15 protein-coding genes are annotated in these 15,109 nt (G+C 62.6%); 11 read left to right on the top strand and 4 right to left on the bottom strand.

The annotated features are described in order from the left end of the window. Positions 1 to 172 precede the first annotated feature (172 nt). The 5 genes from ASD03_RS28990 to ASD03_RS29010 all read left to right on the top strand — a co-directional run bounded on the left by ASD03_RS28990 (position 173) and on the right by ASD03_RS29010 (position 4,324). Complete coding sequence (locus tag ASD03_RS28990; RefSeq protein ID WP_025427597.1) at positions 173 to 505, top strand: TetR family transcriptional regulator C-terminal domain-containing protein; 333 nt, start codon at positions 173 to 175, stop codon at positions 503 to 505. A 290-nt stretch (positions 506 to 795) separates the two neighbouring features. After that, positions 796 to 1,245 (top strand): VOC family protein, encoded by a 450-nt coding sequence (locus ASD03_RS28995; protein ID WP_057217710.1) that lies wholly within the window; start codon positions 796 to 798, stop codon positions 1,243 to 1,245. A gap of 223 nt (positions 1,246 to 1,468) precedes the next feature. Then, positions 1,469 to 2,401 carry a ribose-phosphate pyrophosphokinase gene (locus ASD03_RS29000; RefSeq protein ID WP_025427595.1) on the top strand — a complete coding sequence of 311 codons (933 nt, stop codon included), beginning with the start codon at positions 1,469 to 1,471 and terminating at the stop codon, positions 2,399 to 2,401. A gap of 174 nt (positions 2,402 to 2,575) precedes the next feature. After that, positions 2,576 to 2,842, top strand: a complete 267-nt coding sequence (locus tag ASD03_RS29005; RefSeq protein ID WP_025427594.1) for a DUF2277 domain-containing protein — start codon at positions 2,576 to 2,578, stop codon at positions 2,840 to 2,842. Between the two features lie 243 nt (positions 2,843 to 3,085). Continuing rightward, a complete protein-coding gene (locus tag ASD03_RS29010) occupies positions 3,086 to 4,324 on the top strand; it encodes an NAD(P)/FAD-dependent oxidoreductase (RefSeq protein WP_025427593.1) in 1,239 nt (412 codons plus the stop codon). 521 nt (positions 4,325 to 4,845) lie between these two features. Here the strand turns inward: ASD03_RS29010 and ASD03_RS29015 are convergent. Further along, on the bottom strand, positions 4,846 to 6,039 hold the full coding sequence (locus ASD03_RS29015; RefSeq protein WP_057217712.1) for an IS91 family transposase: 1,194 nt from the start codon (positions 6,037 to 6,039) through the stop codon (positions 4,846 to 4,848). Between the two features lie 3 nt (positions 6,040 to 6,042). Continuing rightward, the gene (locus tag ASD03_RS29020) at positions 6,043 to 6,951 is read right to left on the bottom strand and encodes a tyrosine-type recombinase/integrase (protein WP_057217714.1); all 909 of its coding nucleotides are present in this window, start codon (positions 6,949 to 6,951) and stop codon (positions 6,043 to 6,045) included. Positions 6,952 to 7,438: 487 nt separating this feature from the next. Here ASD03_RS29020 and ASD03_RS29030 point away from each other — a divergent pair, with 487 nt between their 5' ends. The 3 genes from ASD03_RS29030 to ASD03_RS29040 all read left to right on the top strand — a co-directional run bounded on the left by ASD03_RS29030 (position 7,439) and on the right by ASD03_RS29040 (position 10,069). Then, positions 7,439 to 8,086, top strand: a complete 648-nt coding sequence (locus ASD03_RS29030) for a TetR/AcrR family transcriptional regulator C-terminal domain-containing protein (RefSeq protein ID WP_025427589.1) — start codon at positions 7,439 to 7,441, stop codon at positions 8,084 to 8,086. Positions 8,087 to 8,334: 248 nt separating this feature from the next. Then, a complete protein-coding gene (ilvC, locus tag ASD03_RS29035; RefSeq protein WP_025427588.1) occupies positions 8,335 to 9,354 on the top strand; it encodes a ketol-acid reductoisomerase in 1,020 nt (339 codons plus the stop codon). A 232-nt stretch (positions 9,355 to 9,586) separates the two neighbouring features. Continuing rightward, entirely contained in the window at positions 9,587 to 10,069 is a 483-nt protein-coding gene (locus tag ASD03_RS29040; RefSeq protein ID WP_244445411.1) for an NUDIX domain-containing protein, read from the top strand. 289 nt (positions 10,070 to 10,358) lie between these two features. On the opposite strand, the gene ASD03_RS29045 is transcribed toward ASD03_RS29040, so the two are convergent. Then, positions 10,359 to 10,604, bottom strand: coding sequence for a helix-turn-helix domain-containing protein (locus ASD03_RS29045; protein WP_025427586.1), 246 nt, complete (start codon positions 10,602 to 10,604; stop codon positions 10,359 to 10,361). Between the two features lie 401 nt (positions 10,605 to 11,005). After that, positions 11,006 to 11,389 (bottom strand): hypothetical protein, encoded by a 384-nt coding sequence (locus ASD03_RS29050; protein ID WP_025427585.1) that lies wholly within the window; start codon positions 11,387 to 11,389, stop codon positions 11,006 to 11,008. Positions 11,390 to 11,714: 325 nt separating this feature from the next. Between ASD03_RS29050 and ASD03_RS29055 the strand changes: the two genes are divergently transcribed. The 3 genes from ASD03_RS29055 (at position 11,715) to ASD03_RS29070 (ending at position 14,685) form a co-directional block, all read left to right on the top strand. Then, entirely contained in the window at positions 11,715 to 12,347 is a 633-nt protein-coding gene (locus ASD03_RS29055; protein WP_057217716.1) for a LysE family translocator, read from the top strand. 83 nt (positions 12,348 to 12,430) lie between these two features. Then, positions 12,431 to 13,393, top strand: coding sequence for a helix-turn-helix domain-containing GNAT family N-acetyltransferase (locus tag ASD03_RS29060; protein WP_025427583.1), 963 nt, complete (start codon positions 12,431 to 12,433; stop codon positions 13,391 to 13,393). 335 nt (positions 13,394 to 13,728) lie between these two features. Next, positions 13,729 to 14,685 carry an MYG1 family protein gene (locus ASD03_RS29070; RefSeq protein ID WP_025427581.1) on the top strand — a complete coding sequence of 319 codons (957 nt, stop codon included), beginning with the start codon at positions 13,729 to 13,731 and terminating at the stop codon, positions 14,683 to 14,685. Positions 14,686 to 15,109: the final 424 nt, after the last annotated feature.

Genomic DNA, 15,109 nt, shown 5'->3' on the forward strand with positions numbered 1-15,109 from the left:
CCAGCGCCATCGTTCCAGGCGCGATTCATCCTAGCAGCAAATAGGCACAAACGGCCGGAGCGGGAAGCATTGAGATCATTATATTATTGTAATGTTTTGGCTGCGGGGAGGCGGAGTGCTCCCCGCAACCAGGATGCCCCTGGTGTTACCCCTTCAGCCCCGAGACCGTCAGATGCGGGATTGGAACGCCGGCGAGGCGGCGGCCTGGCTCGAGATCGTCGGCGCCAGCCACCGCAGCGAGCGGATTGCAGCGATCTTCTCCGCCCGGCTGGCGCGGGGGACCGAGGCGCTCGCGGCAGTTTTGCAGCGGTTGGGTGGCGATGGCGTGAGCGAGGGCGGGGCGCGCGTCCACGCGCAAGCCTTGCTCGCCGGTTTGGAGGGGCTATCGCTGGTTCAGCTTCTGGAGCGTTCAGCGGATGATGCTGGCCGGGCGCAGGCGGTACGCATCCTGGTGCGCGGCATCCTTGGCGGCGTCATTCCAGCCCACCGGCGCACCGGCGCCTGAGGCGCGGGCGCGCTTCAAAAGCCTTGCGAGATTTGCGCTGGCCTCAGGCGGGAAGAGGGGACGCGGCTGTCCTCTGCGCTCAGGTTGCGAGGATCTGGCGACAAGCTCGCCACACTCGTTGTAGAAGATGCCGGCAGGCGGATCAGGGGTACAAACGCCGAGCCCCAGGCGCATGAATGCGGTCCTGCCTGGCAAATGCCTCCAATGACCGTTGACGGCCTGAAGGAGACTTCTTTCGTTGTTCCCGACCAATGAATATGGTTGCCTCATAGCCGAGGATATCGACCGTCATGAAACTTGCCCACATCAACTTGGTAGCCCGAAATGCGGAAGCGCTCGCAGCGTTCTACATGAATGTCATGAAATGCGAATCCCTTCGTGAACCCAAGATGGTGTCCGGGGAAAAAGTGTCGCGCGGCAATGGTATTTCGAACTCTGAGATATGTACGATCTGGCTGACATTCCCCGAACTCGAACGCCCATTCTTGGAGATACATGAGCACAAGGTCACTCATGATCGAGACCAGCCAAGGGTGAATGAGCCCGGTTTCGGGCACCTGTCATTCCAGATGGAAGATATCAGCGTGGTGCTCGCGGAAATCATCCAAGCCGGCGGGGCGCAGATCGGCGAAATCACGGACTTTGGGACGCCGGATAAGCCATTTCTTATTGCTTATGCGCGCGATCCGGAGGGAAACGTCCTTGAGCTTGAGCAGATAGGTAATCGACCGAGATGCTGACGACCGCTTGTGGAGCCCAAACCGGTCATTGGGCTGCCGCAAAAATCAGTCTCGAAGCACAGGCCTCTGCGGCAGATAAATCTTGATTTCTCCCGACGTTTTCGCCCTATTGCGCAAGCAATGCGAGGTGCCGTGTTGCGAGTCTGGGGGAAGGCTCTGAAGGTGCCCCGCGAAACTGGAAGGTCTTTTCCTCTCGAAGGCCCCTTGAAACAGGATCGCGCTGATGAAGCTGGTGACCGGTAACTCGAACCGCGCCCTGGCCCAGGCTATTGCCAGCCACCTGGAACTTCCCCTCATAGACTGTACGGTCAAGCGTTTCGCCGACCAGGAAATCTACGTTCAAATCCATGAGAATGTGCGCGGCGAGGACGTGTACATTCTCCAGTCAACGAGCGCCCCCGCCGACGGCAATCTGATGGAGTTGCTGATCCTGACCGATGCACTGCGCCGCTCGTCTGCCCGCCGGATCACGGCCGTGATCCCGTATTTCGGCTATGCTCGCCAGGATCGCCGCGCCACCGGCCGCACTCCGATCTCGGCCAAGCTGGTCGCCAATATGATTGCCGGTGCAGGTGTTAACCGCGTCATCACCGTCGATCTCCATACCGACCAGATTCAGGGCTTTTTCGATATACCGACCGATAATCTTTATTCAGCGCCGGTGATGACCCGCGATATTGAAAAGCACTACGACACCAAGAACTTGACGATCGTTTCGCCCGACGTGGGCGGCGTGGCGCGGGCTCGCGCCATCGCCAAGCGCATTGGTGCCGATCTTGCCATTGTCGATAAACGGCGACCCCGCGCCGGTGTCTCGGAAGTGATGGGCATCATTGGCGATGTGTCCGGGCAAAGTTGTCTTCTGATCGACGACATCGCAGATAGCGGCGGCACGCTGATCAATGCGGCGGAAGCCCTGCTGGAGGCTGGTGCCAAGGAGGTTTCTGCCTACATCACCCATGGTGTGCTTTCCGAAGGCGCCTGTGAACGCATTGGCGCCAGCAACCTCAAGGAATTGGTCGTGACCGATTCCATTCAGGAAACCGAAGCTCACCGCCAGACCGCCAATATCCGACGCGTCACAATTGCGCCGCTGATCGGCGAAGCCCTCGCTCGCACCGCCAGGGAGCAAAGCGTTTCAACCCTTTTCAACTGATCCGGCTCATGGCGCGATTGCAACCGTCAGCCAAGATCACGCTCGTTTTCCGGGCATGCAGTGCGCAGCGTTCCCACGCGGCCCGGCTTGGCCCGTCCGTTGCAATTGGCGCTCACGCGACTATTTTCGTATGCTTCGCCACCCTCCTGTCAGTGACACGCCCGGGAGCAAGTCATGTGCCGGAATATCAAACCCTTGTTCAATTTTGATCCGCCTGCGACGAACGAGGAGATTCGTGACGCCGCGCTACAGTTCGTGCGCAAGGTGAGCGGCACGAACAAACCATCGAAACGCAATGAGGCTGCGTTCGAGCGCGCGGTCAATTCAGTCGCGGCATGCGCCCGCGAGCTGCTGGATTCGCTGGAGACTTCTCAACCCCCTCGCGATCGCGAGGAAGTCGCGGCAAGGGCGCGCGCGAGAACAGCGGCCCGGTTCGCGTAAGGGGAGTCCTGTCACGCACCGGAGATCGACGGGAGCTCTTTCACAGTCACCGCACCAGCGACGAAGCGATCTGCTTCGCATCAGGCGGGATCGCCTTGCGGTCTGGCGAGAGGGCCGCGAACCGGAATGCGAACGGCCAGCCGCGCGGAAATCGGCGGTGCTGGACTCGTTGCCGTCGACAGGGCTTAATGCTGCGCGGGGATGGCGGGATTGCCGGGGGCGATTATGGGATCACCGCAGCAGATGACTGATGACGGCGATGTTCTCGATGCTGTCGTCATCGGGGCCGGCTGGGCCGGCCTGGGTGTCAGCTATTGGCTGGCACGACGGGGCCTGCGCCACAGTGTCTTGGAGCGGGGCCGCATCGGAGAGACCTGGCGCACACAGCGATGGGACTGCTTTCGGATGAATACTCCCAATGTGCAGACCGTCATGCCGGGCGACTGCTATGACGGTCCGGATCCGGATGGTGCCATGACGGGCGAGCAGTTCGTCGCTCTGCTTGAGGATTTCGCCCGGCGCAACACGCTGCCGATCGAACCGGATACCGCGGTAAGCGAACTCGCGCACGAGAATGGCGCCTATCGGCTCACCACTTCACACGGCACGCTTTGGGCGCACAACGTTATCGTCGCAAGCGGCTGCTTGAATTGCCCGGTGCGCCCGGTCTGGGCGCCCGCGTTGTCGCCGGCTCTCCATCAGATCGACGCTTCCGGCTACCGCAGCACTGCTGATTTGCCAGATGGATCGGTACTGGTGGTCGGAAGCGGCCAATCGGGTGCTCAGATCGCCGAGGAATTGGCGGAAGCGGGCCGAAAGGTCTTCCTTGCGACCAGTCGTGTCGGGCGGCTCCCGCGGCGCTACCGGGGTCGCGACATCATGGTCTGGCTGCTCGAAAGCGGGTTTCTCGACGTGCGGCGAGAGGAGGTCATTCGACTTGCGGGACGCATCCCGCCGCGCGGTGTGCTCGGCTCGGTGCATACGATAAGCCTTCAGGCGCTGAGCGCCCAAGGTGTCGCGCTTCTTGGGCGTCTCACCGGCATCGAGGATGGCGGCAACCTCTCGTTTGCCGACGATCTCGAAGCGAATGTCCGCTTTGCGGATGAAGCCTCCGACACTGTCAAACGCCATGTCGACGACTATATCAGCCGCGCCGGGATCGATGCGCCCCCTGCCGAGCCCGACCCGGCGGAGACGGTCGCGCTGCGTCGACAGAACCCGCCGATCGGTTCGCTCGATCTCTCCCGCTCCGGCATAGCGAGCGTGGTGTGGTGCACCGGGTTCAAGGGCGATTTCAGCTGGATGAGGCTTCCCGGTGTGCTCGACAGCGCGGGACAGCCTGTTCATGAGGATGGCGTGGCCGCCCTGCCGGGCCTCTATTTCGCAGGGCTGGACTTCGCCTCCACACGCAAGTCAGGCATCATCCTGGCGATCGCCGAGGAAGCGCCTCGCCTTGTCGACCATATCGCGGGGCATTCGTGACCGCCTTCGGCATGGTCAAGAAGTTCCTGACGGTCAGGGCCGGGATCAGAGGCCGACAGATTGTCAGCCGCTGTTTTGCGCCGCCACCACCAGTGTCACGTCTCGCCCCTTGGCGACGTTCCGACTGGGCGAAGGCAATGGTCTCCAGGGATCAGCCAAGGACTTCGCTTCTGCGCGGGAATGTCTGCCATCGATTACCGCTGGAAGCAGTGCGTCCACTTCCGTGAAGAGTTTCGGGCGCCGCGAGGCGTACGAAAGTCCCCGAGGAAGGAACCCGCGGACCCCAGTCGAAGGCTATGGAGATTTCAGTCTGCGGCTCATGTGCGCGGTACCAGGATCGCAGTCAGGGAGTGGGATGATAGATGGCGGGCAGGTCGCTTCTTTGCGCGCCCGCGTTGCTTTCCGGGCCTGGCCGAGGCTCGCCGCGACCCTGTCGGCGGCGATGATCACCACGGACGCGTGCGGGTCGGTTGCCGGAGGCGGGGCGCCTGCGACTGAAGTCTTGACCATGCCATGCCGGGTCATGAAGCTGTCTCCCGGTTCGTCGCCGGCGCATCCGGCGGCCCGCGCGGCTGCCTCCAGCGTTCAAACACCTCGATGACGATCATTCGTCCGCCGCAGCAGGGGCATGGCGGGCGGAAGTCATCCGGTTCGCCTGGTGTGCCGTTGTCGGCTGGTGCGGCGACGTGCAGGAGTTCGCGTGCGAGCGCGAGGCTGGTCTTGCGGGCTGAGCCGGCGAGCAGGCCGTAGTGCCGGATACGATGGAAGCCACGCGGCAAGACATGGAGCAGGAAGCGGCGGATGAACTCATCGACCGCGAGCGTCATGATCTGCTGCCGGTCCGCGCAGCCGCGGCGGTAGTCCTTGTAGCGGAAGGTGACGCCAGTTTCGTCGAAGGTGATCAGGCGGCGGTTCGAGATTGCCACCCGGTGGGTATAGCGCGACAGATAGGCAAGGACGGCCTCAGGACCCGCGAACGGCGCCTTCGCATAGACCACCCAGCGTTTCTTTCGGACCGGAGATAGATGCCGCAAGAATGCCTGCCGCTCGGCGAGATGAGCAAGTGCGCCAAAAAATCTGAGCCGCCCGGCGTCGTGCAGAGCGACCAGCCGGGTGAGGAACAGTCGTCGAAACAGTTTGCTGAGTACGCGTACCGGAAGCAGGAAGGCCGGGCGCGATAATATCCATCGGCTTCCGTCTGGCGTGATGCCGCCGCCCGGAACGATCATGTGCACATGCGGATGGTGCGTCATCGCCGATCCCCAGGTGTGGAGCACGGCGGTGATGCCGATGCGCGCGCCGAGGTGCTTGCGATCGGCCGCGATGGTCAGCATCGCCTCCGACGCCGCCTTGAACAGCAGGTCATAGACAAGCGCCTTGTTCTGGAACGCTATGTCGGCGACCTCGGCCGGCAGGGTGAACACGACGTGGAAGTAGCCGACTGGAAGCAGATCAGCCTCGCGTTCGGCAAGCCATGTCCGTGCCGCTGCGCCCTGGCACTTTGGGCAATGCCGATTGCGGCAGGAGTTGTAGGCGATCCGCCACTGGCCGCAGTCCTCGCAGGCCTCGACGTGACCGCCGAGGGCCGCAGTGCGGCAGTTCTCGATCGCCGACATCACCTTCAGTTGCGGCAGGCTCAGATGTCCTGCATGCGCGCGCCGGTACGCTGCCCCGGCAACACGGAAGATGTCGGCGACCTCGATCGAGGCACGCAAGGCTCAACCGTCGGGGAAGGCTTCTTCCGGCTTGAACAGGCCGAGTTTGTCGAGCGGACTCGTAACTGTGCGGACCGTCCTGGTCGCCACCTTGGCGTAGAGGGCGGTGTTGTTGAGTTTTGCGTGCCCGAGCAGGACCTGGATGATCCGAATGTCCGTGCCGTCCTCCAGCAGGTGGGTGGCGAAGCTGTGGCGCAGCGTATGCGGCCCGACCCGCTTGGCGATGTCGGCGGCCTGGGCCGCCTCAACGACGATGCGATAGAGCTGCCGCGTGCTGATCGGCTTCATTGCGTGTTGGCCAGGGAATAACCAGCCGTCGCGATGCATCACACCCTGCTGCCGCCCCACCTTCCACCACTGGCGCAGCAGGGTGAGCAGGCCCTCCGAAAGCATGGCATTGCGATAGCGCCCGCCTTTGCCACGTTCGACGCGCAGCAGCATCCGCTCGCTGTCGACGTCGGCGACCTTCAGCATGGAGACCTCCGCAACACGTAGGCCGGCGCCATAGGCGACCGACAATGCTGCCTGGTGCTTGAGGCAGGTGGTGGCATTGAGTAACCGGGCAACCTCGTCGCGGCTCAGCACCACAGGCAGGTTCCGAGGATGCGCCAGCCGGACGAGCCTGCGCGCCAGGTCCGGGCGGTCGACGGTCTGGGTGAAGAAGAACCGTAGCGCCGACACGATGCTGTTCATCGTCGGAACGGGAACGCCATCCTCCTGCTGCTCGATTTGGAACCGGCGCAGGTCGTCGGCGGTCGCCGTGTCTGGTGAACGCCCGAGGAAGGTTGCCAGGCGACCGATGTCGCGGAGATAGTTGCGCTGCGTTTCGCGTGAGAAACGTCGCATGTTCATGTCGTCGATCAACCGCTGGCGCAGCGGGCTGACGGGCGTGTCGAGATGGGGGTACTGCATGGTCAGGCTCCCTTGTTGAAGAAGCTCGTCATGCTCCGCCCTTGCCGGACGACGTTCAATCCAGGCGCAACCTTCAGCCTGTGCCCTCTACCTCAACCGCAGACGCCCTCCCGCGCAGCGGGTTCGTTCAACGGCCCGAGCCAGTCGAAGATAAGCGAGGACCTGAATGTCTGCTGGTGGCGCATGGTTGCCATCGCACCAACGCCGGCAAGCGCGCAGCGGCATGCAGAGATTGCGTCGCTGTCGTGCCGGAAATAGCGGGTGTCCCTGAAACTCGGAGCGTTGGTTAAGCACAAGATCACGACGACATCCTTCTATCCCGCGGGGCGTCGAGCTCTTCCAGTTTTGCATCCTCAGCCCATGAGGATCCACATCCGCTGCCGCTGTCGAAATTTCGCCCACTCGACAAAATCGCCTTGACGCTTCCGTCGCGCTTGATTAGAACACTGCGAACCGTACCGTACGGTACTCAAATGGGTGGAGCCAGGTGCAAAGCGTTGCTGCGACAAAAGAGGCGAATGCCGGGAGCGGCCTGACCGAGCGTCAGGGTGTCGTCCTCGAAGAGGCGTTGCGTCTGCTTGTTGACGGCGGCGAGAAGGCGCTGACGACCGCCGGTGTCGCGCGGGCTGCCAACTGTTCGAAGGAAAGCCTCTACAAGTGGTTCGGCGATCGCGACGGGCTGTTATCGGCGATGATCGGTTTCCAGGCGAGCAAGGTGCGCACGCTGGATGTCGCCGCGAGCGCGCTCGACGCCGAAAGCCTGAGCCGGCATCTGGTTGTCTTCGCCAAGGATCTGCTCGAGGTTCTTGCCGGCGACGTGTCGCTGGCGCTGAACCGGCTGGCGATCGGCCAGGCGAGCCGCGAAGGCTCCAAGCTCGGCCACATGCTGCAGGAGCGCGGACGCCGGCAGATCGGGCGGCGTGCTGCCGCTCTGCTGGAGGCCGGCCGCAAGGCGGGGCTGCTCGCGTTTGACGATGCCGACGAAGCCTATGGCGCGCTTTACGGGCTGGTCGTTTCCGACTGGCACCTGAAGATGCTGCTCGGCGAAGAGGCCGGCGAGATGAAAAAGAGTTTCGGCCGCAAGGCGGAGCAGGCGGTCAGCGCCTTTCTCACGCTCTACGGCCGGAAGGTTTAACGGCGGGGGAGATCTCCGCCTGCAGCGCCGCGTGTCGAAGACACGCAAAGGTCGCTGCGGAACTGAAATTGCAGCGGCGCGTGTCGAAGACACGCAAAGGCCGCTGCAGAACTGAATTGCAGCGCCGCGTGTTGAAGACGCGCAAAGGCCGCTGCAGAAACGGAATTGCTGCATGGCGCCTGGATCGATCCCGGTTCAGGCATCGTGCAGCGGAAATACAACTGATAGCAACGGGAAGGACCATTCAAATGCGCGTCTATTACGATCGTGATGCCGACATCAACCTCATCAAGTCCAAGAAGGTCGCCATCGTCGGCTACGGCAGCCAGGGCCGCGCCCACGCGCTGAACCTGAAGGATTCCGGCGCCAAGGAAATCCGCGTCGCGCTGAAGCCGGGTTCGCCAACGGCTGCCAAGGTCGAGGCCGATGGCCTCCAGGTTCTTTCGGTCGCCGAAGCTGCCAAGTGGGCCGACCTGATCATGATGGCAACGCCGGACGAACTGCAGGCCGAAATCTACACGGCTGACATCGCCGGCAACATCCGTGACGGTGCTGCCATCGCATTCGCACACGGCCTCAACGTTCACTTCGGCCTGATCGAGCCGAAGGCGACGCTCGACGTCGTCATGATCGCACCGAAGGGCCCGGGCCACACGGTTCGCGGCGAATACCAGAAGGGCGGCGGCGTTCCCTGCCTCGTTGCCGTTCACCAGGACGCTTCGGGCAACGCCCTTGACCTCGCGCTCTCCTACGCCTGCGGCGTCGGCGGCGGCCGTTCGGGCATCATCGAAACCAACTTCAAGGAAGAGTGCGAAACCGACCTCTTCGGCGAACAGGCAGTTCTGTGCGGCGGTCTCGTCGAGCTCATCCGCGCCGGCTTCGAAACGCTGGTCGAAGGCGGCTACGCGCCGGAAATGGCCTATTTCGAGTGCCTGCACGAAGTCAAGCTGATCGTCGACCTGATCTATGAAGGCGGCATCGCCAACATGAACTACTCGATCTCGAACACGGCAGAGTGGGGCGAATACGTCACCGGCCCGCGGATCATCACGGCAGAAACCAAGGCCGAGATGAAGCGCGTTCTCACCGACATCCAGACCGGCAAGTTCACCTCGGAATGGATGCAGGAATACAAGTCGGGTGCGGCCCGCTTCAAGGGCATCCGCCGGGTCAACGACAACCACCAGATCGAAGAAGTCGGCGCCAAGCTGCGCGGCATGATGCCGTGGATCGGCAAGAACAAGCTGGTCGACAAGGCGAAGAACTAAGTTTTAGCGATCAAATGCATAGGAAAGGCCGGGGCGCATGCTCCGGCTTTTTTCGTTGCTGCAGCAAGCGATCGTCGCCGCGCCGCCGCAGGCGGGCTCGACCATTGCGCGGCGTGCTGTCGAGGAAACGGATGCCAGGATCGACGTCGGGCGCGACCACGCCTCATGGAGGCACTTGCCTAATTCGTCCCGGTGTTCGACATTGGCCCGCTACCTCATGGAAAGCGCCCCGATGAGCCCGATGAGATCGTATCTGGCGGAACTGCGCGGTTTGATCGGAAACCGCTTGCTCCTGCTTCCCTCCGTCGCCGCCGTCATCCATGACCACGCGGGCAATCTGCTGCTGCAGGAGAAATCTTCGGGCGAGGGGTGGAGCCTGCCTGCCGGCGCTATCGAGCCCGGCGAAACGCCGCAGGAGGCCGTCATTCGCGAGGTGGTGGAGGAGACCGGCCTTACGGTTGTGCCTGCAACCATTCTCGGCGTCTTCGGTGGGCGGGAATTTCGCTACACCTATCCGAATGGCGATCACGTCGAATACATCGTCACACTGTTCGGGTGCCGGATCGTTGACGACTGCGGGGAGTGGACAGACAGCGAGACAAGATCGCTTCGATATTTCGGGCCGGACGAGATGCCGCCACTCGCATTGCCTTATCCGGTTTCCACGTTTTTCTCCCAGGGATCCAATCGCCTTGTCCGTTCACCGGGACGGTGAGGAGAGCACTGATCGACGTCACGGGAGGCAAAACATTGCGGTGAGCATGACGGTGGGTCCGTTGCGGCAATGAACGTCTTTGCGGAAGAGCTTTCCAAAAACGAAGGAAGCCGGGGCGAAAACCCCGGCTTTCCCTTTTTGAGCCAATGGCCGCTGGGCCAGATTTCAGTCCAGACTCTCGGCTTGAAGCAGCGGCGGTTGAGCCTTGCTGCAAGAGAATGGTCTATCGTAGGTCGCATTTCGGGGTGGGCATGTGCCCGGCCCGGACACTATGTGCCCGGCACCGCCGTTAGTGTGTGGCGGTGAAGGTGGTAGGCGAGACTTGCAGGGCGGCAGCGATGCGCTGCAGCTTGACGGGATCGGTATCGGCACCAAGTTCGACCTTGGAGATTTCCGTTTCCGTCAGGCCTGTGGTTACCGACATATCATCGACGGTGTAGCCGTGGGATTCACGCGAACGCTTTACAGCGGCTCCGATGCTGACACGCGAAACAGTGGCGTCGGAAGCCTTATTCAGATTTTTCTTAAAGGACATGAAGTGTCTCCTTCGTTCGTCCACCGACAAGGAGTTTCGTCGGGTGAAGGGGGCCCGAAAATATCGTGCGACTCGAATAATGAGAGGCGTTCAGGCCTCGCTAATATAGTCAGGGCGATCGCCAAGGCAAGCTGGTCCCGGCATTTTTGAGTGGACAGAGCCGCTGGGCCCTTTGGCAGGCAAGCGTCTGCCGCAATGAAAAATCGTTTGGAAACCTTATGATATAGTGCCTGAGGCGACGGGTGTGCCCGCTCAAAAAAACTGGTGCGGGCATGACTTTTGCGGTGAAAGGAACATCGCCGGTGGCTGGCTTTGCGTCGTCACTGTCTGCGGAGGGTACTGCCGGGCAATCCTGCAGCAGACCCGCGCCCAGAGCAGGGAGCAGGCCTGCCCCGTGTCGGTCAGCGAAGGGGCGTGCAGCCCTTGACGTGAGGCGCCTTGACGCGGCCGGCCTGAAGGTCGCTCCAGAGGGGCAGGGACGGATCAGGCCCACCCAATGTCGCTTCGAAGGTGGCGCGGTTCAGCTTGACCAGGTTACCGGCCGAGGTGATGCTGACCAGCTCTTTCTTGCTGACAACGGCTATGCTGACATTCATGCGGCAGAAGAAGCGCTTGTCGCCGTTCGATGCGACCCAGCCATGCAGGCCGGCCTTGTTCTTGGTGAGTTTGCTGACCTTATAGCCCTGCTTTTCGAGCTGGGCCAAGGATTCCGCGTGGGCCAGACCCGGCATGAGGGTAAAGCCGATCAGCGTGGCTGCGAGCAATCGCTTGAATGAAATGGTCATTAAGTTTCAACCCCTGATTACAATATGACAACGTCTCCTACGGTCAAATCATGTCGAATACAACTTGGATCTGTCTTGTTGTCGAATGCCGAAATCCGCATTGGTTCTTCGCGCGGCAAGCAAGCGTCCAAGTGATGGGCGAACGGCGATCATCAGCCTTGCGCCCGATATTCCACAATGCTGGCACTTGAGCTCGCAACCGCATGATGCACCCGCTTTTGCCGACCCCGCATCCCCACAGGCCGTAAGGCGGCTTTCACGCCGGCCTTGCCATTCCCACGAATCCGGCTAAACCGAAATTCCGGCCACCTCAAAGGAAGATGTCATGCCGGATTTTTCCACACTTGCACTTTTTGCCGCCGCGTCGCTGGTGCTAACCGCCACGCCCGGTCCCGATATGCCGCTGATCGCTTCACGCAGCGTCAGCCAGGGGCAGGGGGCGGGGTTCCTCACCTATGCCGGAATCGCGCTCGGCACCTATTGCCATGCGCTTGCCGCCGCCCTCGGACTGTCGCAGCTGATCGCCACCGTGCCGATCGCCTATGAGATCGTGCGCTGGGTCGGCTGCGCCTATCTGCTCTATCTCGCCTTCAAGACCCTGCGCTCGCAGGCGATCGACTTTTCGCCGTCCGCGTCGCTGAAGCGGCTGTCACTCCGGCGGATTTTTGGCGAGGGGTTGCTCACCAACCTGCTCAACCCGAAGATGGCGCTGTTCGTGCTGGCGCTGTTTCCGCAGTTCATTCGGCCCGAAAACGGCGCGATGATCGTGCAGACGCTGGTGCTGGCGACGGTGCTGAACGGCATCGGCTTTCTCGTCAATGGCGCGGTGATCCTGCTTGGCGGCCGGATCCGCAGCCGGTTCACGTCGCCCACCCGCTTCAAGAAGCTGCCGCAATATCTGCTCGCCACCGTCTTTGCTGGCCTTGCCTGCCGGCTGGCGCTCGGGGCCAGGAACTAATACGCCTCGACCGATTGCCATTTTATGTTGACTCAATCAACAAACCGTTGTTGATTGAGTCAACTCATGCTGGATCATTTCCCATGGCACTCACCAACGATCACCCTGATGTGGCGGCGCTGCGCGCCTTCAACCGTCTCTACACCAACCGTCTGGGCCTGTTGAACGCCCATCTCGACCAGAGCCCGTTCACGCTCACCGAAGCGCGTATCCTCTACGAGCTTGCCCATCGGCAAGAGACGACGGCGGCCGAGCTGATGCGGACGCTTCAAGTCGACCGTGCCCAGCTCAGCCGCACGCTAAAGCGGTTCTCCGATCGCGGGCTGGTCGAGAAGTCGGACCATCCGGAGGGTGGCCGCCGCCAGCCGATTTCGCTCACCCCTGCCGGGCGCAAGGCGTTCACCGCCCTGGAGCAGAACACCCGCGAGGCGATCGGCAAGCTGCTGGATACATTGCCATCGACCGAGCGCAAGCGGTTGATCGCGGCCACCAGCACCATCAGCGAGATCCTTGAGGACAAGGCAGGCGGGGACTTAATGCTGCGCGATCTGAAGCCGGGCGATCTCGGCTGGATCATCCATCGCCAGACCGTGCTGTATGTTCAGGAATATGGCTGGAACCAGGAGTATGAGGCGCTGGCTGCGGGCATCCTCGCGGATTTCGTAAAATCCTTCGACCCGGCCCGCGAGGCCGCCTGGATCGCCGAAATCGACGGCCGCGTCGTCGGCTCGATCTTCCTCGTGGCCGGCGACAAGCCTGATGTGGCCAAGCTGCGGCTGCTCTATGTCGAGCCGGATGCGCGCGGACGCGGCGTCGGGGCGGCGCTGGTTGCCGCCTGCATCGAGCGCGCCCGCACTGTCGGCTATCACACGCTGGTGCTGTGGACCAACAGCGTGCTGACCTCGGCCCGGCGCATCTACGAGCGCGCCGGCTTCACGCTCACCGAGGAGGCGCCGCACCATTCCTTCGGCAAGGACCTGGTGGGCCAGACCTGGTCGCTCGATCTCGGGCAGGGGGTGAAACGGAAAGTGGCCGGCGAGCGATAAGAGGCACAGGTCTTCTGTCCGCGCCGCGTGGTTCCCATCCATCGTCCCGCATAGCGGGGCAACGGCGCGGGGCTGCGCCCCGGCGGCAGATCCGTTGTGGGTTGACGGCGGCCTATCCGCGTGCGGCGAAATCCTCCGGATCGGGCCGCCGCTTGGTGTTCCGGGCCGGAACCGAAAGCACCTCCGTCTGAAACGCAAGGCCGTGCCGGATGAGGGCGCGAACCCCGGAATAAGCGATCAGAGGGTTGAGATGGCGTCTGGCAAAGGCTATCTGGTGCCATCGCAAACGCCCCTCGGGCGAACTTTCTTCAGAAAACCACAAGGCGTATCCCGGCATGAGCCCAGAATTCCTCGTCACCCATTCCGGTGGCTTCCATGCCGATGAGCTCATGTCGAGCGTCATCCTGACCCGGCTGTTCCCTGAGGCGAAGATCGTGCGCAGCCGGGCGCCGGAGTGGATCACACCCGGCACCGACCGCATCATCTACGACGTCGGCGGCGCCTATGACGCTGAAACCAGGATCTTCGACCATCACCAGCGCGGCGCACCGCTGCGCGATGATGGCCAGCCCTACAGCTCGTTCGGCCTGATCTGGAAGCATTATGGCCGCGATTATCTCGCCGCCTCCGGTGTCCCGGAAGCGCATGTCGAGGCGGTGCACGCCTCCTTCGACAAGAGCTTCGTGCTGCCAATCGATCTGGTGGACAATGGCGCGCTCAGCCCCTCCGTTGCCGGGCCGCTCGCCGGACTGACGCTGCCGGCGCTGCTCGAAACCCTGAAACCGGTTTTCGACGAGACCGATCCCGGCGCCGATGATCGCGCCTTCCATTCAGCCCTCGCCATCGCCCGCAGTTTCGTCGAGGCCAGCATCGGCCGTAGCGCCGCAAAACTGCGTGCGGAAGCCGTCGTGCACCAGGCGATCGTCGATACCGGCGAGGCCCGTGTGCTGGAGCTGCCGATGGGCATGCCGTTCCGTCCCGCCATCGTCAAGGCAGGCGCCGATCACCTGCTGTTTGTCGTCCACCCGCGCGACAAGGACTGGTGCCTGACCGGCATCCGCCGCGCCGACGAGGGCTTCGAGCTGCGCGCCGACCTGCCGGCCGCCTGGGCCGGCCTCACCAACGCCGACCTCGAGGCCGCCTGCGGCGTTGCGGGCGCCACCTTCTGCCACAACGGCCGCTTCATCGCCGCCGCCAAAACCCGCGAGGCAGCGCTGGCGATGGCGGAACTGGCGGTAACGGAGGCTGTCTCTGTCGCGCAAGGGCAAGCGACGGCTGCTCAGGTGGCGTGAGCCATCGAGTGACGATTGTGGTGCAGTCCGACCACTTGCTGCCATGGGCTTGTTGAGGAAGCGCTGCACCACTCGTCGGACTTGGCCGAAGTGACCAGAAACGGCCAAGCACTCTCTGTGTCCGGCATGCGGGATACGGCTTATGTGGGGAGAGAGTTCCCGCCCGCAGCCGGCTGATGGCACCAACCTATTCGCGAAGCGGCCGCAGTATCTGCCTGTCGTCGTCTTTGCCGGACTGGCTTTCTTTCTGGCGCTTTGCAATCATTACGTCCGCAGTCGGCCGATTTCGTTGAAAAACTCGATGGATTTCCGCCCATCCGCCCGATTTGGTCTTTTGGGCGCGGGGTCATCGGTTATCTGCCCTGCGCCTTAGCGCAAGGTATCGATGTATGCCGCGCTCATGCGGCGATGGCGCGGTATAGCG

It is taken from the genome of Ensifer sp. Root127, assembly GCF_001425225.1.
In the GTDB taxonomy this organism is placed as follows: Bacteria; Pseudomonadota; Alphaproteobacteria; order Rhizobiales; family Rhizobiaceae; genus Ensifer; species Ensifer canadensis.

What these genes read in the sequence shown, in the direction of transcription:
- ASD03_RS29070 (WP_025427581.1), top strand. Translation starts at nt 13,729, where the DNA reads ATGAGCCCAGAATTCCTCGTCACCCATTCCGGTGGCTTCCATGCCGAT.
- ASD03_RS29005 (WP_025427594.1), top strand. Translation starts at nt 2,576, where the DNA reads ATGTGCCGGAATATCAAACCCTTGTTCAATTTTGATCCGCCTGCGACG.
- ASD03_RS29010 (WP_025427593.1), top strand. Translation starts at nt 3,086, where the DNA reads ATGACTGATGACGGCGATGTTCTCGATGCTGTCGTCATCGGGGCCGGC.
- ASD03_RS29040 (WP_244445411.1), top strand. Translation starts at nt 9,587, where the DNA reads ATGAGCCCGATGAGATCGTATCTGGCGGAACTGCGCGGTTTGATCGGA.
- ASD03_RS29050 (WP_025427585.1), bottom strand. Translation starts at nt 11,389, where the DNA reads ATGACCATTTCATTCAAGCGATTGCTCGCAGCCACGCTGATCGGCTTT.
- ASD03_RS29000 (WP_025427595.1), top strand. Translation starts at nt 1,469, where the DNA reads ATGAAGCTGGTGACCGGTAACTCGAACCGCGCCCTGGCCCAGGCTATT.
- ASD03_RS29055 (WP_057217716.1), top strand. Translation starts at nt 11,715, where the DNA reads ATGCCGGATTTTTCCACACTTGCACTTTTTGCCGCCGCGTCGCTGGTG.
- ASD03_RS28995 (WP_057217710.1), top strand. Translation starts at nt 796, where the DNA reads ATGAAACTTGCCCACATCAACTTGGTAGCCCGAAATGCGGAAGCGCTC.
- ASD03_RS28990 (WP_025427597.1), top strand. Translation starts at nt 173, where the DNA reads ATGCGGGATTGGAACGCCGGCGAGGCGGCGGCCTGGCTCGAGATCGTC.
- ASD03_RS29060 (WP_025427583.1), top strand. Translation starts at nt 12,431, where the DNA reads ATGGCACTCACCAACGATCACCCTGATGTGGCGGCGCTGCGCGCCTTC.
- ASD03_RS29045 (WP_025427586.1), bottom strand. Translation starts at nt 10,604, where the DNA reads ATGTCCTTTAAGAAAAATCTGAATAAGGCTTCCGACGCCACTGTTTCG.
- ASD03_RS29020 (WP_057217714.1), bottom strand. Translation starts at nt 6,951, where the DNA reads ATGCAGTACCCCCATCTCGACACGCCCGTCAGCCCGCTGCGCCAGCGG.
- ilvC (WP_025427588.1), top strand. Translation starts at nt 8,335, where the DNA reads ATGCGCGTCTATTACGATCGTGATGCCGACATCAACCTCATCAAGTCC.